Here is a 15,832-nt window from a genome sequence, read left to right as displayed (position 1 = left end):
AGGTACTTCCATTTTACATTGAAAACGGTGGTCTTTTTTATGATTTTGATCTATTTACTACACTAGGCACCCTTTAGGAAAGAATACCATTCCTCCTTCTTGGCAAGGATGTTAGGGGAAGCATTGATTACTTCTAATTTAAGATGGGGATTGTTGAATGAAAAAGTGGAGAAATAGAAGAAGTTTATTTAAGGGAAAAGATATAGAAATTGGCGGCAAAATTAATTCAGAAACGGATCCTCTGGGAAGCTTGCTGAGGCAATTATCCCTTTCGAATGATTTTACCCAGTTTACTTATCATGTTAATGAGACTTCCCTATGTATTGGCTACTATACGTCTTTAATTGATACGGAAATTTTGCATCGGGATGTACTGCCTTATTTGAAAAGGTGGGAGTCATTTGCTTCTTTGTCTTCTGTGCTGCCAATTGAAGAAGTGATCATTACATCTGAGCCAGCAAAAATTCAGGAATCCCTCTTAAGAGGATATCTATTTATTTTTAATATAAATAACCTCCATCAAGTTTGCTTAGTAAAAGCTGGTGTGGAAAGGACACGTCAAGTTTCGCTTCCTGAAGTTGAGTTTAGCGTTGTTGGACCTAAAGAGTCCTTTGTGGAAGCGCTTGATACAAATATTAATCTGGTTCGTAAAAGATTACCGATGCCGGAATTTACCGTAAAAGAAATGATCATTGGCAAGCTATCTAAGACAAGGGTGTCTGTCCTTTATATTGAGGGGATCGCCAATAAGGAAAATGTCAATACGGTTATTCAGCGGCTATCAGATTTAGATATTGATCAAATCATGGATAGTTCATATATTACGCAATTAATTCAAGACAACCAAAATTCTCCTTTCCCGCAGCTGATTGATACAGAGAGGCCTGATCGTGTTGCTTCAGTGCTTGGAGAAGGCAAAGTTGCTATTTTAGTTGATGGTGCCCCGCACGGGTTGATCGGTCCAACGACCATTTTTGAGTTTTTTTACGCTTTTGAGGACTATTATTTGAATTGGGCTGTGGCCTCATTTTTTCGTTTGGTCCGTTTTTTTGCTGTAATATTTTCTATCTTGGTTACTCCCATATATGTGGCTGTCCTAACGTATCATTACGAATTAATTCCAAAGGACTTAGTTAGTACGCTTGTTACTTCAAGAAGTGCGATTCCGCTGCCGCCGATTTTGGAAGCCATTATTCTGGAGTTAGCCATTGAATTGTTAAGAGAGGCAGGGGCAAGGCTGCCAACAAAAGTCGGCCAGACGATCGGCATCGTGGGCGGGATTGTGATTGGAACAGCATCCGTTGAAGCAGGGTTAACCAGTAATGTTTTATTGATTATCGTTGCTTTAGCGGCGCTGGCATCTTTTACAACGCCTGTCTATCAAATGGGTAATACGATTCGTTTAATCCGCTTCCCTTTTTTGCTGATGGCGCATTATCTTGGCTTAATAGGAGTAGCAGTGAGTTTTAGTTTCTTACTGATTCACTTATTAAGGCTGACTTCTTTAGGCAGACCGTTTCTTGAGCCCTTTTATCCGCCAAGAATTCAGGATTTGAAGGATTCCCTTATTCGTTTACCTTTCTCTATGCAATCAAAGCGGCCCATTCAGGAACAAACGGAAGATACCATGCGTTTCAATTCTAAACAGGCTAAAGAGAAACATAACACCAAAAGAAATTAAGAAAGGAAGCTGGATTCAAATTGGAAGAAAAAGAATTTCAAATATCACCTTTTCTTGTTTTCTTTTTAATTCACTCTGTCCAATTAGGAGTGGGCGTGTTTGGATTCCAGCGTACGATCATGAAGTCTGCAGGGAATGATTCCTGGATGACCGTCATTGGTGCAGGAATTGCTGTAAGTATGATCATCTGGATTATGTACCTGCTGCTAAATAGGCATCAAAAAGATCTTATTGGGATACATAGGGATTTGTTTGGAAAATGGATTGGGGGATTCTTAAGTCTTATTTGGATCGTCTATTGGCTATTGATTGGAATAATCGTCCTTCGAAGTTATATCGAAATTGTTCAGGTGTGGTTATTTCCCATGATTAATATGATTACGTTTTGCATCATCTTACTCATTCTCGTTTATTATTGTGTAACAGGAGGATTTCGCATTGTTACAGGAATCAGCTTCCTAGGGGTCCTTATTCCGTTTTACATATTTTTTACATTTTTGTTTCCCATTGAATATATCCATTTCCGCAACTTGCTCCCTGTATGGAACCATTCTGTGAAAGAGCTAACCCTTGCTACGAAAGACATGCTTCTGAGCTATTTGGGATTTTCTACTTTGCTTATTTATTATCCATATTTAAAACATCCTAAAAAATCACAAAAGTGGGCTCACCTTGGGAATCTTCTGACAGGAGTCATCTATTTATTTATACTCATCATTTCAATCGGTTTTTATAGCGAGAATCAAATTAGCAGACACACCTGGGCCACATTATCTATGTGGAAAATTGTTGAACTCCCATTTGTAGAAAGGTTTGAGTATATAGGGATAACGTCCTGGATTTTAATCATCCTTCCTAATATCTGTTTATCTGTGTGGGCTGCTACCAAAGGGGTACAAACAATTTTTCATATTAAACAAAAAAAAGTAGTGATCGTCAGTGTAGTCATCCTCTTTATATTACTTGGTTCAACGGTAGCGATTGAAGGAAGAGAAAATATCGAGAATCTTAATAAATTTATGTCATTATTGGGATTATGTTTAGTCTTTATGTATATCCCTTTCCTGACTCTTTTGTCATTCCTTCTATCAAAGATAAGGAGGGGGAATATTGGGAAAGCTTAAAAGGATGATGCAAATCCTTCTGCTGTCTGTATTGCTGACTGGATGTATGAATATCGATCAGCGTATTTTGGATGATGTTCAATTAGTAACGGGGGCTGCCTATCGGTATGTAGATGACGATATTATAGAGTTAACAACTGTTTTCCCCAATTATCAGCCAGATGGGTCTGTTAAAAATGAAACGTTAACGACTACCGCGATCCTAAATAAAGAAAATCGGGATAAACAAAGTTTGCAATCCGAAAAACCAATGGTTAGCGGGAAATTAGAAGTAGCCTTGTATGAAAGGGAGACAGCTGAAAAAGGGATTGTTGACCTATTGGATACCTTAGCAAGAGATCCTTCGATTGGTGCAAATATTTATTTGGCTATCTTAGATGGGAACCCAAAGGTAGTGTTAAGTAAACAGTATGGAAATATGGATAATGGGATCTTTTTATCGAATTTAATCGAACAAAATGTTGAAACAGGTCTAATTCATAAAACGAACCTGCATATATTCAAATACAAATTATATGCTGAAGGAATTGACCCGATGCTTCCCATCATTGAACAAAAAGAGGGGAAGCTTAACATAAAGGCAATCGGATTGTTTGAGGATGACAAATTGGTCGATCAAATCGAGCAGGAAAAATTCTTTTTTCTGACACTCCTATTAGTGCATAAAGGCCAAAAGGATACCTACGCCTTTAAGACGAAAGAAGAAAAAAAAGTGTCTATTGTTAATATAAAGTCTGTCAGAAAATACGATATACCTGAACCGATGACAAACGCAGAGATCAAAATCAACATGGATGTAAAGGCGATTATCCGGGAATACAGCGATGGAACTTTAAATAAACAAAAAATCAAAAAGATAGAAAATGAACTGAAGGATGAGATTGAAAAAAATTCAGAAGAAATAATTCAGCAATTCCAAGAAAAAGGAATTGACCCGCTTGGCATTGGGGAAGAAGTGCGCACCCGAACACGGAAATGGGATCAGAAAAAATGGAAACAATTATACCCAGACATCAAAATAACCGTTCGCGCTAAAGTGAAAATAATGGAAACGGGCGTTATTGAATAATCGTACTTTTCTGGTGCCTGCCCCTAGTATGGAAGGAGTATGGTGATGGAAAATATAAATAGTTGGCAAAAAGGCAGAGAAATTTTGAAAAGAAAAGGGTTTTAGCAGCAGAGAATGAGCAAAAAAAAAGCTGCTATACTTTTCTCGGTGACTCCGTCATCATTTTAATCCAAGGTACAGGCTTCTGCTTGAGTAGGTTTATATATTGCGAGTAAGAGAGAACTAACAAAGCATTAAAAAATTTATAAAAAAATAATATGACAATTTTGGAGATTATATGTTATATTAGTAAAAAATTTAATAGTTCAATTTAAATAAGTGCTCACATTTGGTGAGGTAAAAGGGAAACCAGTGAAAGTCTGGTACAGCCCCCGCTACTGTAAGAGCTGATGAAATTACAATGCCACTGAGAAATCGGGAAGGTGTAAGAGTAAGAAGAAGCTTAAGTCAGGAAACCTGCTTATTTAAACGACACTTGCTTTTCGGAGGGAGAAGTATAGGCGGGACAATTATGATCAATTGTTTTTGAGTTTCAGTATGCTTATTTTTATGCTGTCATTTCATATGCCTGTATTCCTTTGAAAAGGAGTGCAGGCATTTTTTATTTGGCAAAAAGTAGAACTTTGAGAATGGATTGGCGCAGGCCGCCTGCTCGAGCAGCACGGCAGCTGGCAAGGCGCATGTGCTTTTCTTAATTGGAGGTTACCTATGAAGAAGGGAAAAATATTTGTTGTCGGCTTCGGTCCGGGCGATCGTGAGCATATAACCAAACGGGCTGTGGATGCGCTGCAGCAGAGTGATTGCATTATTGGCTACAAAACATACGTTGATCTGATCATGCCATTCGTAACAGCAAGTTCCATTGTCAGCACAGGGATGACTGAGGAGGTATCCCGTGCGCAGGATGCAGTGAAAAGAGCGGAAGCCGGCCATGTTGTTTCCGTGATATCGAGCGGTGACTCAGGTGTATACGGCATGGCCGGCTTAGTGTATGAAGTACTGATCGAAATGGGCTGGACGGAAGAAGAAGGAATCGAAGTGGAAATTGTTCCTGGCATCTCTGCGATTCATTCATGTGCGAGTTTACTGGGGGCACCTGTCATGCATGACTCCTGCACCATCAGTCTGAGCGATCATTTAACACCCTGGACAGTGATCGAGAAGCGCATTGAAGCAGCCGGGATGGCGGATTTTGTCATCGCTTTATATAACCCGAAAAGCGGCCGGAGGACACGCCAGATTGTCGAGGCACAAAGGATTCTATTAAAATATCGTTCTCCTGCTACACCAGTGGGGCTGGTGAAAAGTGCTTACCGTGAAAATCAGAATGTCATTCTGACGACACTGGCGGAAATGCTTGATCACGATATTGGCATGCTGACAACAGTCGTGATCGGGAATTCCTCCACTTTCTTTTATGACAATAAAATCATTACCCCTCGAGGCTATCAGCGTAAATATACGTTAGGTGAAGGAAAGCAAAGCTTGAAGCCGCATCAGCGTTTAAAAAAGGAAGCGGAGCCATGGGCATTAAATCAGGAAACCGGGGAAGCCCAGGCCGGCTACGAGCAGATTGAAAGCAAAAAACAAGCAGCCAACTCACTGGATATGGCTTTTAAGGCTTTATCGATGGTGACGAAATCCGAGATTGACGAAACACATTTAGTGCAGCAGCCAATCGAAGATATTTTTGAATTTGCGGTTTCGCCTGGTGTTGCCAATAAATTTATTACACCTGACCAAATGCGCGTATTGGCAGAAGCTGTTGGCGAGAAGGGCACTATGGAATATACACCGGATCACCGATTATTAATCAAGGTTCCAACAGATCAGCCTCAATCGATTGTGGAAAAACTCAAACAAAACCATCTGACAGTCATGCCAGTAGGGGATGTTTTAAATTTAAAAGCCTGCGATTTTTGCTACGGGGAGAAGACAGAATCTATTCCGTATGCAGAGGAAATTGCAGCTGAACTGGGCGGCTTAAAGCTTCCAAAGGAACTGCATATTGGCTTTAATGGCTGCGGTATGGCCTGTTATCGGGCTGTATTTGATGATATCGGGATTGTTTACCGCAAGAAGAAGTTTGATTTATTTATCGGGGCGAAGCCGGTGGGCCGGACAGCCCATGCTGCCCAGCCGGTTGCAGAGGGGATTGAGCCTGATCAGCTTGTGCCGTTATTAAAGGAGATTATCGAAGAATACAAGGAAAATGCGCATCCAAATGAACGGCTTTTTAAATATTTTAAGCGCGTGAAAAAAATTCAGTATTTTACCTATCAGGATATGAGCTCCAGGATCGAAGTCGAGCCGGCACCATGCGGGGATTAGGAGGAATTCATGATTTTATTTTTAGCAGGCACAAGTGATGCGAGAGCATTAGCCATTCAATTGAAAAATCAAGGTTATCCCTTATTGGCAACCGTTGTCACAGAATCGGCAGCTGAGAGCTTGAAAGCTGAAGGCATATCTTATAAAGTGGGTCGGCTGACAGAAAATGACATGAATGAACTGATTCAGATGCAAGAGGTGACCACTGTGATTGATGCCAGTCATCCCTACGCGGAAGAAGCGTCAAAAACGGCCATGTCAGCAGCTAAAGCATGCAGCATTCCATACATACGTTATGAAAGGCCAAAGGAACAGTTTACCTCACCGCTCATCACTGAAGCTGAAAGCTATGAGGAAGCAGCAAAATTGGCTCAATCGCATAAAGGGACAATCATGCTGACAACCGGCAGCAAAACACTTGAGATCTTCACAAAATATCTGATGCGTGATGAGATCCGGCTTGTATGCAGGATGCTTCCAAACATGGGGAACATGGAAAAATGCCATAAGCTTGGCGTTAAACAAAAGGACATTATTGCGATCCAGGGACCTTTTTCCGAATCATTAAACAAAGCACTATGTGAGCAATACGGAGTGACACTGATGATTACAAAAGAAAGCGGCAAAGTGGGATCGGTGGATGAAAAAATGGCAGCTGCCCTGGAAATGAGGATTCCTGTTATTTTGATTAAGCGGCCGCCGCTTGTATATGAAAACTTCTGCACTTCTTTCGAAGAAGTGACTCAAAAATTGGGAGGGCTTTACACATGGCAAACATGAACTTTAATACCACATTTGTACCGGTAACGGTAGATCCGGATAAAATTTATGATCACAGCTTCTCAATTATTAAAGAGGAGATGGGCGAACATCCATTTACAGACGAGCAGTGGCTGGTGGTTCGGCGTGTCATCCATGCCTCGGCAGATTTCGAGCTGGGACGCAGCATGATTTTCACTCCTGACGCCATTGAAGCAGGTGTTCAATCGATTTTGGCGGGTCGTCATGTCGTGGCAGATGTACAGATGATTGAAAGCGGGTCAGGACGCAAGCGATTCCAAAAGCATGGCGGGGACCTGCATTGTTATATTGCAGATGAAGATGTTTCAAAGGAAGCGAAGTCTCAGGGAACAACACGTGCGATCATTTCTATGCAAAAAGCAACAAGTCTGCATGAAGGGGGCATCTATGCTATCGGCAATGCGCCTACAGCACTTCTGGAATTGATTCGTTTAATGAAAGAAGGCCTCGCAAAACCTGACTTAATTATTGGCATGCCAGTCGGCTTTGTATCAGCGGCAGAGTCCAAAGCCGAGCTGGCCGTCCTAGAAGGAATCCCATTTATTACGAATGCAGGGAGAAAGGGTGGCAGTACAGTGACGGTCGCTGCGCTGAATGCCATTTCGATTATGGCGGATGAACGGGCAAAAGCAGCGAACTAAAAAAGATCCATCTCAAATGCGGCACGGCTATACGACAGGTGCCTGTGCCGCAGCCATGACAAAGGCAGCACTGCAGGCGCTTGTGACCGGAGAGGTGCCAAATGAAGTTACGATTTATCTGCCGGTTGGCCAGTATGCCACTTTTAAAGTGACGGCTTTTGATCGATCAGATGGCCGGGTCATGTGCGAAACGATCAAGGATGCAGGGGACGACCCGGATGCGACACATCAGGCACGAATTCAAAGTACGGTCACATATGCCAAAAAAGAAGGCATCCATTTAGATGGCGGGATCGGTGTGGGACGGGTCACGAAAGCCGGGCTGCCAGTAGCGGTAGGGCAGGCAGCGATCAATCCTGTGCCGCGTAAAATGATCCATGGTGTCGTGCAGGAAGCAATGGACAAATATAAAATAAATCGCGGCATTGAAGTGATCATTTCGGTTCCGGACGGTGCAGAAATAGCTGAAAAAACATTGAATGGCCGATTAGGGATTATTGGAGGAATCTCGATTTTAGGAACAAGGGGGACGGTGGTGCCATTTTCCAGTTCCGCTTATATGGCGAGTATCGCTCAGGCGATCAATGTCGCAAAAGAAGCAGGATGTGAGCATTTAGTCATTACAACAGGCGGACGCAGTGAAAAATTTGCTATGAAGCAGTATCCGCATTTGCCGGAAGAAGCCTTTATCGAAATGGGCGACTTTGTCGGTTTTACTTTAAAGAATATGGCAAGGAAGAAGATTCCCAAAGTCTCTCTTGTAGGGATGATGGGGAAATTCTCAAAGGTTGCACAGGGAGTTATGATGGTGCACTCGAAAAGTGCACCAGTCAGTTTTGAGTTTTTAGCTGGCATGGCCAATAAAGTGGGGATTGATGAGGAGATCCAGCGGGACATTTTACAGGCAAATACGGCTTCACAGGTGGGTGAAATCCTTCAGGGAAACGAAGAATTCTTTGAAGCCCTTTGCCGAAACTGCTGTTATTATGCACTGAATCATATGAACGCAAACGTCAAAGTATCGACAACTCTGTATGCCATGAACGGAAGCTGTCTAGGAAAGGCTGAGAATATTGACAAATTGGATGAAGATGATTGGTATCGGGGATAATGGCGCAGAAGGATTGCTCCCCTCATACATAGACTGGATTCATGAATGTGATGTCCTGGTCGGCGGGGAACGCCATTTGCAATTTTTCCCGGAATTTACTGGAGAGAAAAAAGTAATCAAAGGCGGCTTGTCCGCGTTAACAGCTGATTTGCAGCAGGAAACACGCAATACGGTTATTTTGGTATCGGGTGATCCGCTGTTTTATGGGCTTGGCAGTGTATTGGCAAAAAAGCTTCCATTGGAGATTTATCCTTATACCAGCTCAGTTCAGCTCGCTTTTTCGAAAATGCAGGAGAGCTGGCAGGATGCGTATATTGTCAGCCTGCACGGCCGTTCTATTAAAGGTTTTGCCCAAAGAATCGACGGGCGGAAAAAGATTGCTATTTTAACAGATGAAAAGAATACACCACAGGCCATAGCAGCGTATTTAAAGGAGTTCGGCATGACGGAGTATGAGGCCTTTGTTGCTGAAAATCTGCAGGGGGAAAATGAACGCTGCCGCTTTTTCACCTTGGACGAAATGGAGCAATCATTCTTTTCTCCTTTGAATGTGGTGATTTTAAAGCAGCGTATGTCTGTGGAGCGTGCCTCACTGGGAATTCCGGATGACAGGTTCGTACAGAGAAAGCCGGATAGAGGCCTGATTACGAAAAAGGAGATCCGGACTCTCTGTCTGCAGGAGTTAGAGCTAAAGGAAAACAGCATCGTCTGGGATATTGGAACCTGCACAGGCTCCGTTGCGATTGAAGCAGCGAAAATAGCCCGGGAAGGTGCGGTGTATGCGATTGAAAAGAATGAGGGTGATCTGGGAAACTGCCTGGAGAATCAATTAAAACATCGGACAGATTTCACGGCCGTCCTTGGAAAGGCGCCTGAGAGGCTGGATGAATTTCCTGATCCTAATGCTATTTTTATTGGCGGAAATGGCGGGAATATGGAGCTTTTATTGCAGATATGCCTTTCACGGCTGCAGCCAAATGGCCGGCTCGTTATGAATATTGCCACGATCGAAAATCTCGCAGAAGCGATGCAGCATTTGAAAATTCTTGGCTGCGAAGTATCCGTATTGCAGGCACAGATTTCAAAAAGCAAGCCAATTCTGCATTTAACACGCTTTGAGCCGTTAAATCCCATTTTTATTGTGACTGCAAAGAAAGGAAAGAACTAAATGAGAATCGGAACTTTATATGGATTAGGAGTCGGGCCGGGAGATCCGGAATTAATCACGGTAAAAGCATTCCGCAAATTGCAGGAAAGCCCGGTCATTGCATATCCCAAAAAATTAAGAGGCAGTAAATCCTACGCCCATCGAATTGTTGACATGTATATAAATCCCGAAGAAAAAGAAATGCTTGGTTTGGTTTTTCCAATGACAAAAGACGAAGAGACACTAAGGGCTGAATGGACAAAATCCGCAAAAGCTATTTATGGCTTTCTGTCTCAGGGAAAAGATGTCGCATTCGTGACAGAAGGGGATCCGATGCTGTTCAGCACATTTATCCATTTAATGAAGCTGATGCAGAAGATGCATCCCGATGTTCCAATTGAAACAGTAGCTGGCATCTCGTCTTTTAATGGTTCTGTTAATCGTTTAGGTATTGCCCTGGCTGATGGCGATGACCATGTTGCGATGATTCCGGCAACCGAGAATATGGAGGAAATGCGGCGGGTGATCGAAACTCATGATGCGATCGTCTTCATTAAAGTAGCGAAAGTATTGGACGACATGCTGAACCTATTGGAGGAAATGGATTTATTGGACAAAACACATGTTGTTACAAAGGTCACATCTGACGAAGAGGCCATATGGAATGTCCATGAGCTCCGGGGAGCTGAGTTAAATTACTTGTCATGTATGGTGGTGCGCAAATGAAGAAAATTTGGATTATCGGAGCAGGACCTGGAGATCCCGATTTAATTACGGTAAAAGGCTTAAAACTATTAAATAAGGCTGATGTTGTCATGTATACCGACTCCCTTGTCAGCGAGACATTAGTGGCGGAAGCCAAGGAGTCGGCTGAGATTATCCGCACAGCCGGGATGCATCTTGAAGAAATGGTGGATTGCATTGTCGAGCGTGTTCAAGAAGGCAAGACAGTAGTACGTTTACATACAGGCGACCCGGCGATGTACGGGGCAACGATGGAGCAAGTGGCACTATTGAAACAGCACGATATAGACTGTGAAGTGGTGCCGGGCGTCAGTTCTGTTTTTGCCTCCGCAGCCGCAGTAGGGGCAGAGCTGACGATTCCGGATTTAACGCAAACGCTTATATTAACGAGGGCTGAAGGGCGGACACCAGTGCCGGAGCGTGAAAAATTACAGGCTTTGGCCAGCCATCATTGTACAATTGCGATGTTTCTGAGTGCGACCTTAACAAAGAAAATCACAAAAGAACTGCAGGCAGCCGGATGGGCAGACAATACACCGGTTGCGGTTGTGCAGCGTGCTTCATGGCCGGATCAGAAAATTGTCCGCACCACACTGTCTGAGCTGGACGAAGCGATGCGTGTCAACGGCATCAGAAAGCATGCGATGATTCTGGCAGGCTGGGCATTGGACCCGCATATCCACGAAAAAGAATACCGCTCGAAGCTATATGACAAAACGTTCACACATGGCTTCCGCAAAGGTGTGACGGCAAATGATTAATTTGCGCGAAGGTGAAATGCCGGTAATCGAAAAGCGCAAACCCTATGCCCTTGTTGCCATTACGAAGCATGGGGTGGCGCATGCAAGAAGCTATGCGGAAACATTCCCGTATGCAGACCTGTATTATATGAAAAAATTTGAACAGGGCGATGAAGAAGCACGGCAAATTCAGTTATTTGATGGCACGGTGAGCCTATTATTGCCTGCGTTGTTCCAGCAGTATAAAGGGATAATCTGCATCATTTCCCTCGGTGCTGTCGTCCGCATGATTGCCCCGCTTTTGATCGATAAAAAGACGGACCCTGCCGTGCTGGTGGTTGATGATAAAGGCCAGTATGTTGTCAGCGTTTTATCCGGCCATATTGGCGGTGCCAATGCCTTAACCCATGAATTTGCCCATGCGATTGGGGCGGCTCCCGTTGTGACTACCGCATCAGATGTTCAAAAAACGATTCCCGTCGATTTATTTGGCGCCCAATTTGGGTGGATGTGGGATAGTGAAGAAAAATTAACACCTGTCAGTGCATCGGTTGTCAATGAAGAGCATGTGGCGATCGTGCAGGAAACCGGGGAAAAGAATTGGTGGACATATGACAGGGAAATGCCGGACAATCTAAAAATTTATCCATCAATAGAGGAAGCCATCAAGGCAAAGCCGCAAGCGGCACTGCTTATTACAGATCGCATTCTAGTACCGCATGAAGAGATTCTGCTCCAGAACGGCGTCCTGTACCGTCCAAAATCAATTGTTCTTGGGATTGGCTGCAATCGAGGCACGTCAATGGCAGAGATTGAAAGAGTAATCGATGAGACATTGGCGGAGCTAGGTTTGAGCAAAAAAAGCGTCAAAGCGATTGCATCTATTAATCTGAAAAAAGACGAGGCAGGATTGCTGGAATTAACAGCTAAATATAACTGGCCGTTTGTTACATACACACCTGAAGAGCTGAATGAGATTCCGATGCAGAATCCGTCGGACACCGTCTTTAAATATACCGGCGCGTACGGTGTCAGTGAGCCGGCGTCCATGAGATATGCGAATGCGAAGGAATTGCTGCTGGAGAAAAAGAAGAGCGGCAATGTGACCATCAGCATTGCACGCGTTAACTTTGAGGAGGGAAGAGGATGAATCGATTTGTTCTGGCAGGGACTGGAAGCGGTGTCGGAAAAACAACCTTCACGATCGGCCTTATGCGTGCGCTGATGAAGCGCGGGTTAACCGTGCAGGGCTTTAAATGCGGTCCTGATTACATTGACCCAGCGTATCATACAGCTGTCACCAAACGCCCTTCCCGAAATATTGATAGTTTCATGATGTCCCATGATACCGTGAATGCTATTGTCGCAAGAGCGAGCCGTGATACAGACGTATCAGTTATTGAGGGAGTGATGGGCTTTTATGACGGCAAATCCCCATTATCCAATGAAGGATCTGCCGCCCATATAAGCGGGATTACAAAAAGTCCTGTCATTTTAATTGTCAATGCGGCAAGTATGGCAAGAAGTGCGGCAGCGATTGTCAAAGGTTTTCAAATGCTTGATGAAAGCTCCCAAATCGTTGGTGTTCTTGCCAATCAATTAGGAAGCAAAAGCCATTTTGCCATTGTCAAATCAGCGATTGAACAAGAATGCGGAATTCCTGTCATTGGCTATCTCCCAAAAGGAGCTGTAGCTAAGATGCCAAGCCGTCATCTGGGCTTGGTGCCCGCCATTGAACGCGGTGATTTAGATTCCTATTTTGAAAGTCTGGCAGAAGCGATTGAAGAAACAGTCGATATTGATCAGCTTCTGGAACTAACGAAAGCCCAGGTCCTGGAGGTTTCCTCTTCGATTTTTGATGCTCAGCCGGAAAGACAGGAAGTACATATTGCGGTTGCCAGAGATGCGGCCTTTAATTTTTATTATGAAGAAAACTTAGAATTGCTGCGAGCCCATGGTGCCACATTGCATTTCTTCTCACCGCTCGACAACGAGGAAGTTCCTGAAAGAGCACAGGGGCTTTATATCGGCGGCGGCTTCCCGGAAGAGTTTGCTGAAGCTTTGGCAAAAAATGAAGCATCAAAACTTTCCATCAAGGCCGCGCTGGAGAACGGTCTGCCGACATTGGCAGAATGCGGCGGATTTATGTATTTAACAGAAGAAATTGTGGATCGAAAAGGACAGGCATTCCCGATGATCGGTGTGATTCCGGGCCGGGTCAGGATGCAGGATAAATTGGCTGCACTCGGGTATCGGGAAATCACAGGTGTTCCTGGCAACTTCCTAATGAATGAAGGAGAGCAGGCAAAAGGGCATGAATTCCATTACTCGGCATATGAAGGAGAGCACTCATCACCGGCTTACTTTTGCAAGGGCCGCTTCCGGTCTCAGAAGGAAGGCTATTTAACTGATAATCTTGCAGCCGGCTATACACACTTTCATTTTGCATCGAATCCTCAGCTTGTGAAAAATTGGCTGGCAGCTTGTTTGGAGGCAGAATATGAATTTTTTCCCGTTATTAATGAATCTTGACTATAAAAAGGTGGTTATCGTCGGTGGCGGACATGTGGCACGCCAGAAGGCTGAAGCGCTGCTGCCGACAAAAGCCCAAGTAACTGTGATCAGCCCGGAGGTTATTGAAAAATTGCAGCAGTATATCCAAGAAGGACTTCTGACATGGAAAGAAAAATCCTTCGAACCGGCTGATTTAGATGATGCGGCCCTGATATTTGCTGTCACAAACGACGAAGAAGTAAACAATGCAGTGGAGGAAGCCGCACAGCATTGGCAGCTGCTCAGCCGGGCAGATGCAAAGGGCAGGGTGGATTTCATTAATCCCGCAGTTGTCCGCCGCGGTGAATTCGTTTTGACCGTATCTACATCTGGCGGGAGCCCGGGTCTGACCCGCAAAGTGAAGGGAGAACTAGCAGAGCAATATGGAGAGCATTACGCGAAGTATGTATCTTTTTTGAAGGAAGCCCGTCAGCGAATCTTAGAGAAGTTTACGGGGAATGAGAAAAAGCAGCTGTTGGCAGAGCTTTTGGAACCTCAAGTTTTGGAGTGGATGGAGCAAGGGGATGTGCAAAAATGTGAAGAATGGCTGCTTAAGCGTTTAGGAGAAAAGCAATGAGAGGATTTGTCTATATTGTTGGAGCTGGACCTGGTGACCCCAAACTGCTGACGATTCGCGGATTAGAGTGTATTCAGCAGGCTGAAGTAATTTTATATGATCGTCTGGTGAATAGTGAGTTATTAACACATAAAAAAGCAGATGCAGAGCTGATTTATTGCGGAAAAGAGCCGGGCAGGCATGGATTGATTCAGGATGAAATCCATCAGGTCCTGGTAGAACAGGCAAACCTTGGCAGGCAGGTGCTGCGCTTAAAGGGAGGCGACCCTTTTGTGTTTGGACGCGGCGCTGAAGAAGCGGCCATTTTGCGGCAAGCAGGTATTCCCTTTGAAATTGTTCCTGGAATAACCGCCGGGATTGCTGCGCCTGCTTATGCAGGGATTCCTGTGACACACCGTGATCATGCGGCAAGCTTTGCGATTGTAACAGGCCATGGCTGCGCCGAAAAGAAGCAGGACTTTTTAAAGTGGTCTGCGCTTACTCAAATTGACACGGTCGCCTTTTATATGAGCATTGGCAACATTGCTCACATTACGAAAAGCTTAATAGCCAATGGCAAAAGCGGAACAACCCCTGCTGCTGTGATTGAATGGGGCACAACTGCCAAGCAGCGGACGATTACAGGGACACTTGAAACGATTGCAGAGGATATCCGGATTCATGGCATCTCGAATCCATCGATGATTTTGGTTGGAGATGTGGTTGGAGTACGGGATCAAATTGCCTGGTTTATAGAAAAGGAGCATGAATTATGTTAGAAGCCTTGAAAAAACGCCGTGCGATTCGAAACTTTGAATCGCGCGAAGTAGAACGGGACAAAATCGAGACATTATTAGCAGCAGCCACATATGCACCAAATGACCGCATGCGTGAGCCGTGGCATTTCTATGTATTGCAGGGAGAAAGCTTAAAACGCTACGAGCAGGTGGCACTTGATTACCTGCAAAAACGCTTTCCGGCGAAGCCGCATTTAGTGGAAAGCTCCATGAAAGCCATCACGAACACACCCCTGATCATTGTTGTGACATCCGCCATTGTGGAAGGCGATGAAGGGGCGACAAAAGATAATGTCTTTGCCGTAAGCAGTGCCATCATGTCGATGTGGCTGATGGCAGAACAGCTGGGGTTAGGCATGGTATGGCGTACAAGAGGCGTTGGCTTGGTGCATGATACCGCACTGCATGATTTTATCGGTGCATCTGAGCAGGAGCAATTAGTGGGAACGCTATGCATCGGCTATCCTGCAGAAGAAATGGCTTCCGAGAAAAAGCGTACCCCATTTGCTGAAAAGACAACTTGGCTGTAAGGAGGAA

Annotated in this window: 15 protein-coding genes and 1 riboswitch; all 15 genes read left to right on the top strand. The window is 44.3% G+C overall.

The genetic code is table 11. The features are described from left to right. Positions 1-157 precede the first annotated feature (157 nt). The 15 genes from NCCP133_RS11800 (at position 158) to NCCP133_RS11730 (ending at position 15,825) form a co-directional block, all read left to right on the top strand. Positions 158-1,681 (top strand): spore germination protein, encoded by a 1,524-nt coding sequence (locus NCCP133_RS11800; protein WP_264805178.1) that lies wholly within the window; start codon positions 158-160, stop codon positions 1,679-1,681. Between the two features lie 20 nt (positions 1,682-1,701). After that, positions 1,702-2,805, top strand: a complete 1,104-nt coding sequence (locus NCCP133_RS11795; RefSeq protein WP_264805176.1) for a spore germination protein — start codon at positions 1,702-1,704, stop codon at positions 2,803-2,805. Continuing rightward, positions 2,792-3,874 carry a Ger(x)C family spore germination protein gene (locus NCCP133_RS11790; protein ID WP_264805175.1) on the top strand — a complete coding sequence of 361 codons (1,083 nt, stop codon included), beginning with the start codon at positions 2,792-2,794 and terminating at the stop codon, positions 3,872-3,874. The genes NCCP133_RS11795 and NCCP133_RS11790 overlap by 14 nt, the downstream gene beginning before the upstream one ends. Positions 3,875-4,173: 299 nt before the next feature. Continuing rightward, positions 4,174-4,352: riboswitch (cobalamin riboswitch) on the top strand. Between the two features lie 230 nt (positions 4,353-4,582). Further along, positions 4,583-6,205, top strand: coding sequence for a precorrin-3B C(17)-methyltransferase (gene cobJ, locus NCCP133_RS11785; protein ID WP_264805174.1), 1,623 nt, complete (start codon positions 4,583-4,585; stop codon positions 6,203-6,205). Positions 6,206-6,214: 9 nt separating this feature from the next. Further along, the gene (cobK, locus tag NCCP133_RS11780; RefSeq protein WP_264805173.1) at positions 6,215-6,985 is read left to right on the top strand and encodes a precorrin-6A reductase; all 771 of its coding nucleotides are present in this window, start codon (positions 6,215-6,217) and stop codon (positions 6,983-6,985) included. Then, positions 6,973-7,647, top strand: coding sequence for a precorrin-8X methylmutase (locus tag NCCP133_RS11775; protein ID WP_264805172.1), 675 nt, complete (start codon positions 6,973-6,975; stop codon positions 7,645-7,647). The genes cobK and NCCP133_RS11775 overlap by 13 nt, the downstream gene beginning before the upstream one ends. Next, the gene (locus NCCP133_RS11770; protein ID WP_264805171.1) at positions 7,622-8,758 is read left to right on the top strand and encodes a cobalt-precorrin-5B (C(1))-methyltransferase; all 1,137 of its coding nucleotides are present in this window, start codon (positions 7,622-7,624) and stop codon (positions 8,756-8,758) included. The genes NCCP133_RS11775 and NCCP133_RS11770 overlap by 26 nt, the downstream gene beginning before the upstream one ends. Further along, a complete protein-coding gene (cbiE, locus tag NCCP133_RS11765) occupies positions 8,733-9,926 on the top strand; it encodes a precorrin-6y C5,15-methyltransferase (decarboxylating) subunit CbiE (protein ID WP_264805196.1) in 1,194 nt (397 codons plus the stop codon). Before NCCP133_RS11770 ends, cbiE begins: the two co-directional genes overlap by 26 nt. Then, the gene (gene cobI, locus NCCP133_RS11760; RefSeq protein ID WP_264805170.1) at positions 9,927-10,631 is read left to right on the top strand and encodes a precorrin-2 C(20)-methyltransferase; all 705 of its coding nucleotides are present in this window, start codon (positions 9,927-9,929) and stop codon (positions 10,629-10,631) included. Beyond that, positions 10,628-11,410 carry a precorrin-4 C(11)-methyltransferase gene (gene cobM / locus NCCP133_RS11755; protein WP_264805169.1) on the top strand — a complete coding sequence of 261 codons (783 nt, stop codon included), beginning with the start codon at positions 10,628-10,630 and terminating at the stop codon, positions 11,408-11,410. Before cobI ends, cobM begins: the two co-directional genes overlap by 4 nt. Continuing rightward, positions 11,403-12,539 (top strand): cobalt-precorrin 5A hydrolase, encoded by a 1,137-nt coding sequence (locus NCCP133_RS11750; protein WP_264805168.1) that lies wholly within the window; start codon positions 11,403-11,405, stop codon positions 12,537-12,539. Before cobM ends, NCCP133_RS11750 begins: the two co-directional genes overlap by 8 nt. Next, positions 12,536-13,921 carry a cobyrinate a,c-diamide synthase gene (locus NCCP133_RS11745; protein WP_264805167.1) on the top strand — a complete coding sequence of 462 codons (1,386 nt, stop codon included), beginning with the start codon at positions 12,536-12,538 and terminating at the stop codon, positions 13,919-13,921. The genes NCCP133_RS11750 and NCCP133_RS11745 overlap by 4 nt, the downstream gene beginning before the upstream one ends. Continuing rightward, a complete protein-coding gene (locus tag NCCP133_RS11740) occupies positions 13,890-14,519 on the top strand; it encodes a precorrin-2 dehydrogenase/sirohydrochlorin ferrochelatase family protein (RefSeq protein WP_264805166.1) in 630 nt (209 codons plus the stop codon). Before NCCP133_RS11745 ends, NCCP133_RS11740 begins: the two co-directional genes overlap by 32 nt. Further along, the gene (gene cobA / locus NCCP133_RS11735) at positions 14,516-15,277 is read left to right on the top strand and encodes a uroporphyrinogen-III C-methyltransferase (RefSeq protein WP_264805165.1); all 762 of its coding nucleotides are present in this window, start codon (positions 14,516-14,518) and stop codon (positions 15,275-15,277) included. The genes NCCP133_RS11740 and cobA overlap by 4 nt, the downstream gene beginning before the upstream one ends. Then, a complete protein-coding gene (locus NCCP133_RS11730) occupies positions 15,271-15,825 on the top strand; it encodes a nitroreductase family protein (protein ID WP_264805164.1) in 555 nt (184 codons plus the stop codon). The genes cobA and NCCP133_RS11730 overlap by 7 nt, the downstream gene beginning before the upstream one ends. Positions 15,826-15,832 lie beyond the last annotated feature (7 nt).

Origin of the sequence: Cytobacillus sp. NCCP-133, assembly GCF_026011715.1 — a bacterium.
Taxonomy (GTDB): domain Bacteria; phylum Bacillota; class Bacilli; order Bacillales; family Cytobacillaceae; genus Cytobacillus.
This window is presented reverse-complemented; position numbering and strand designations above follow the sequence as displayed.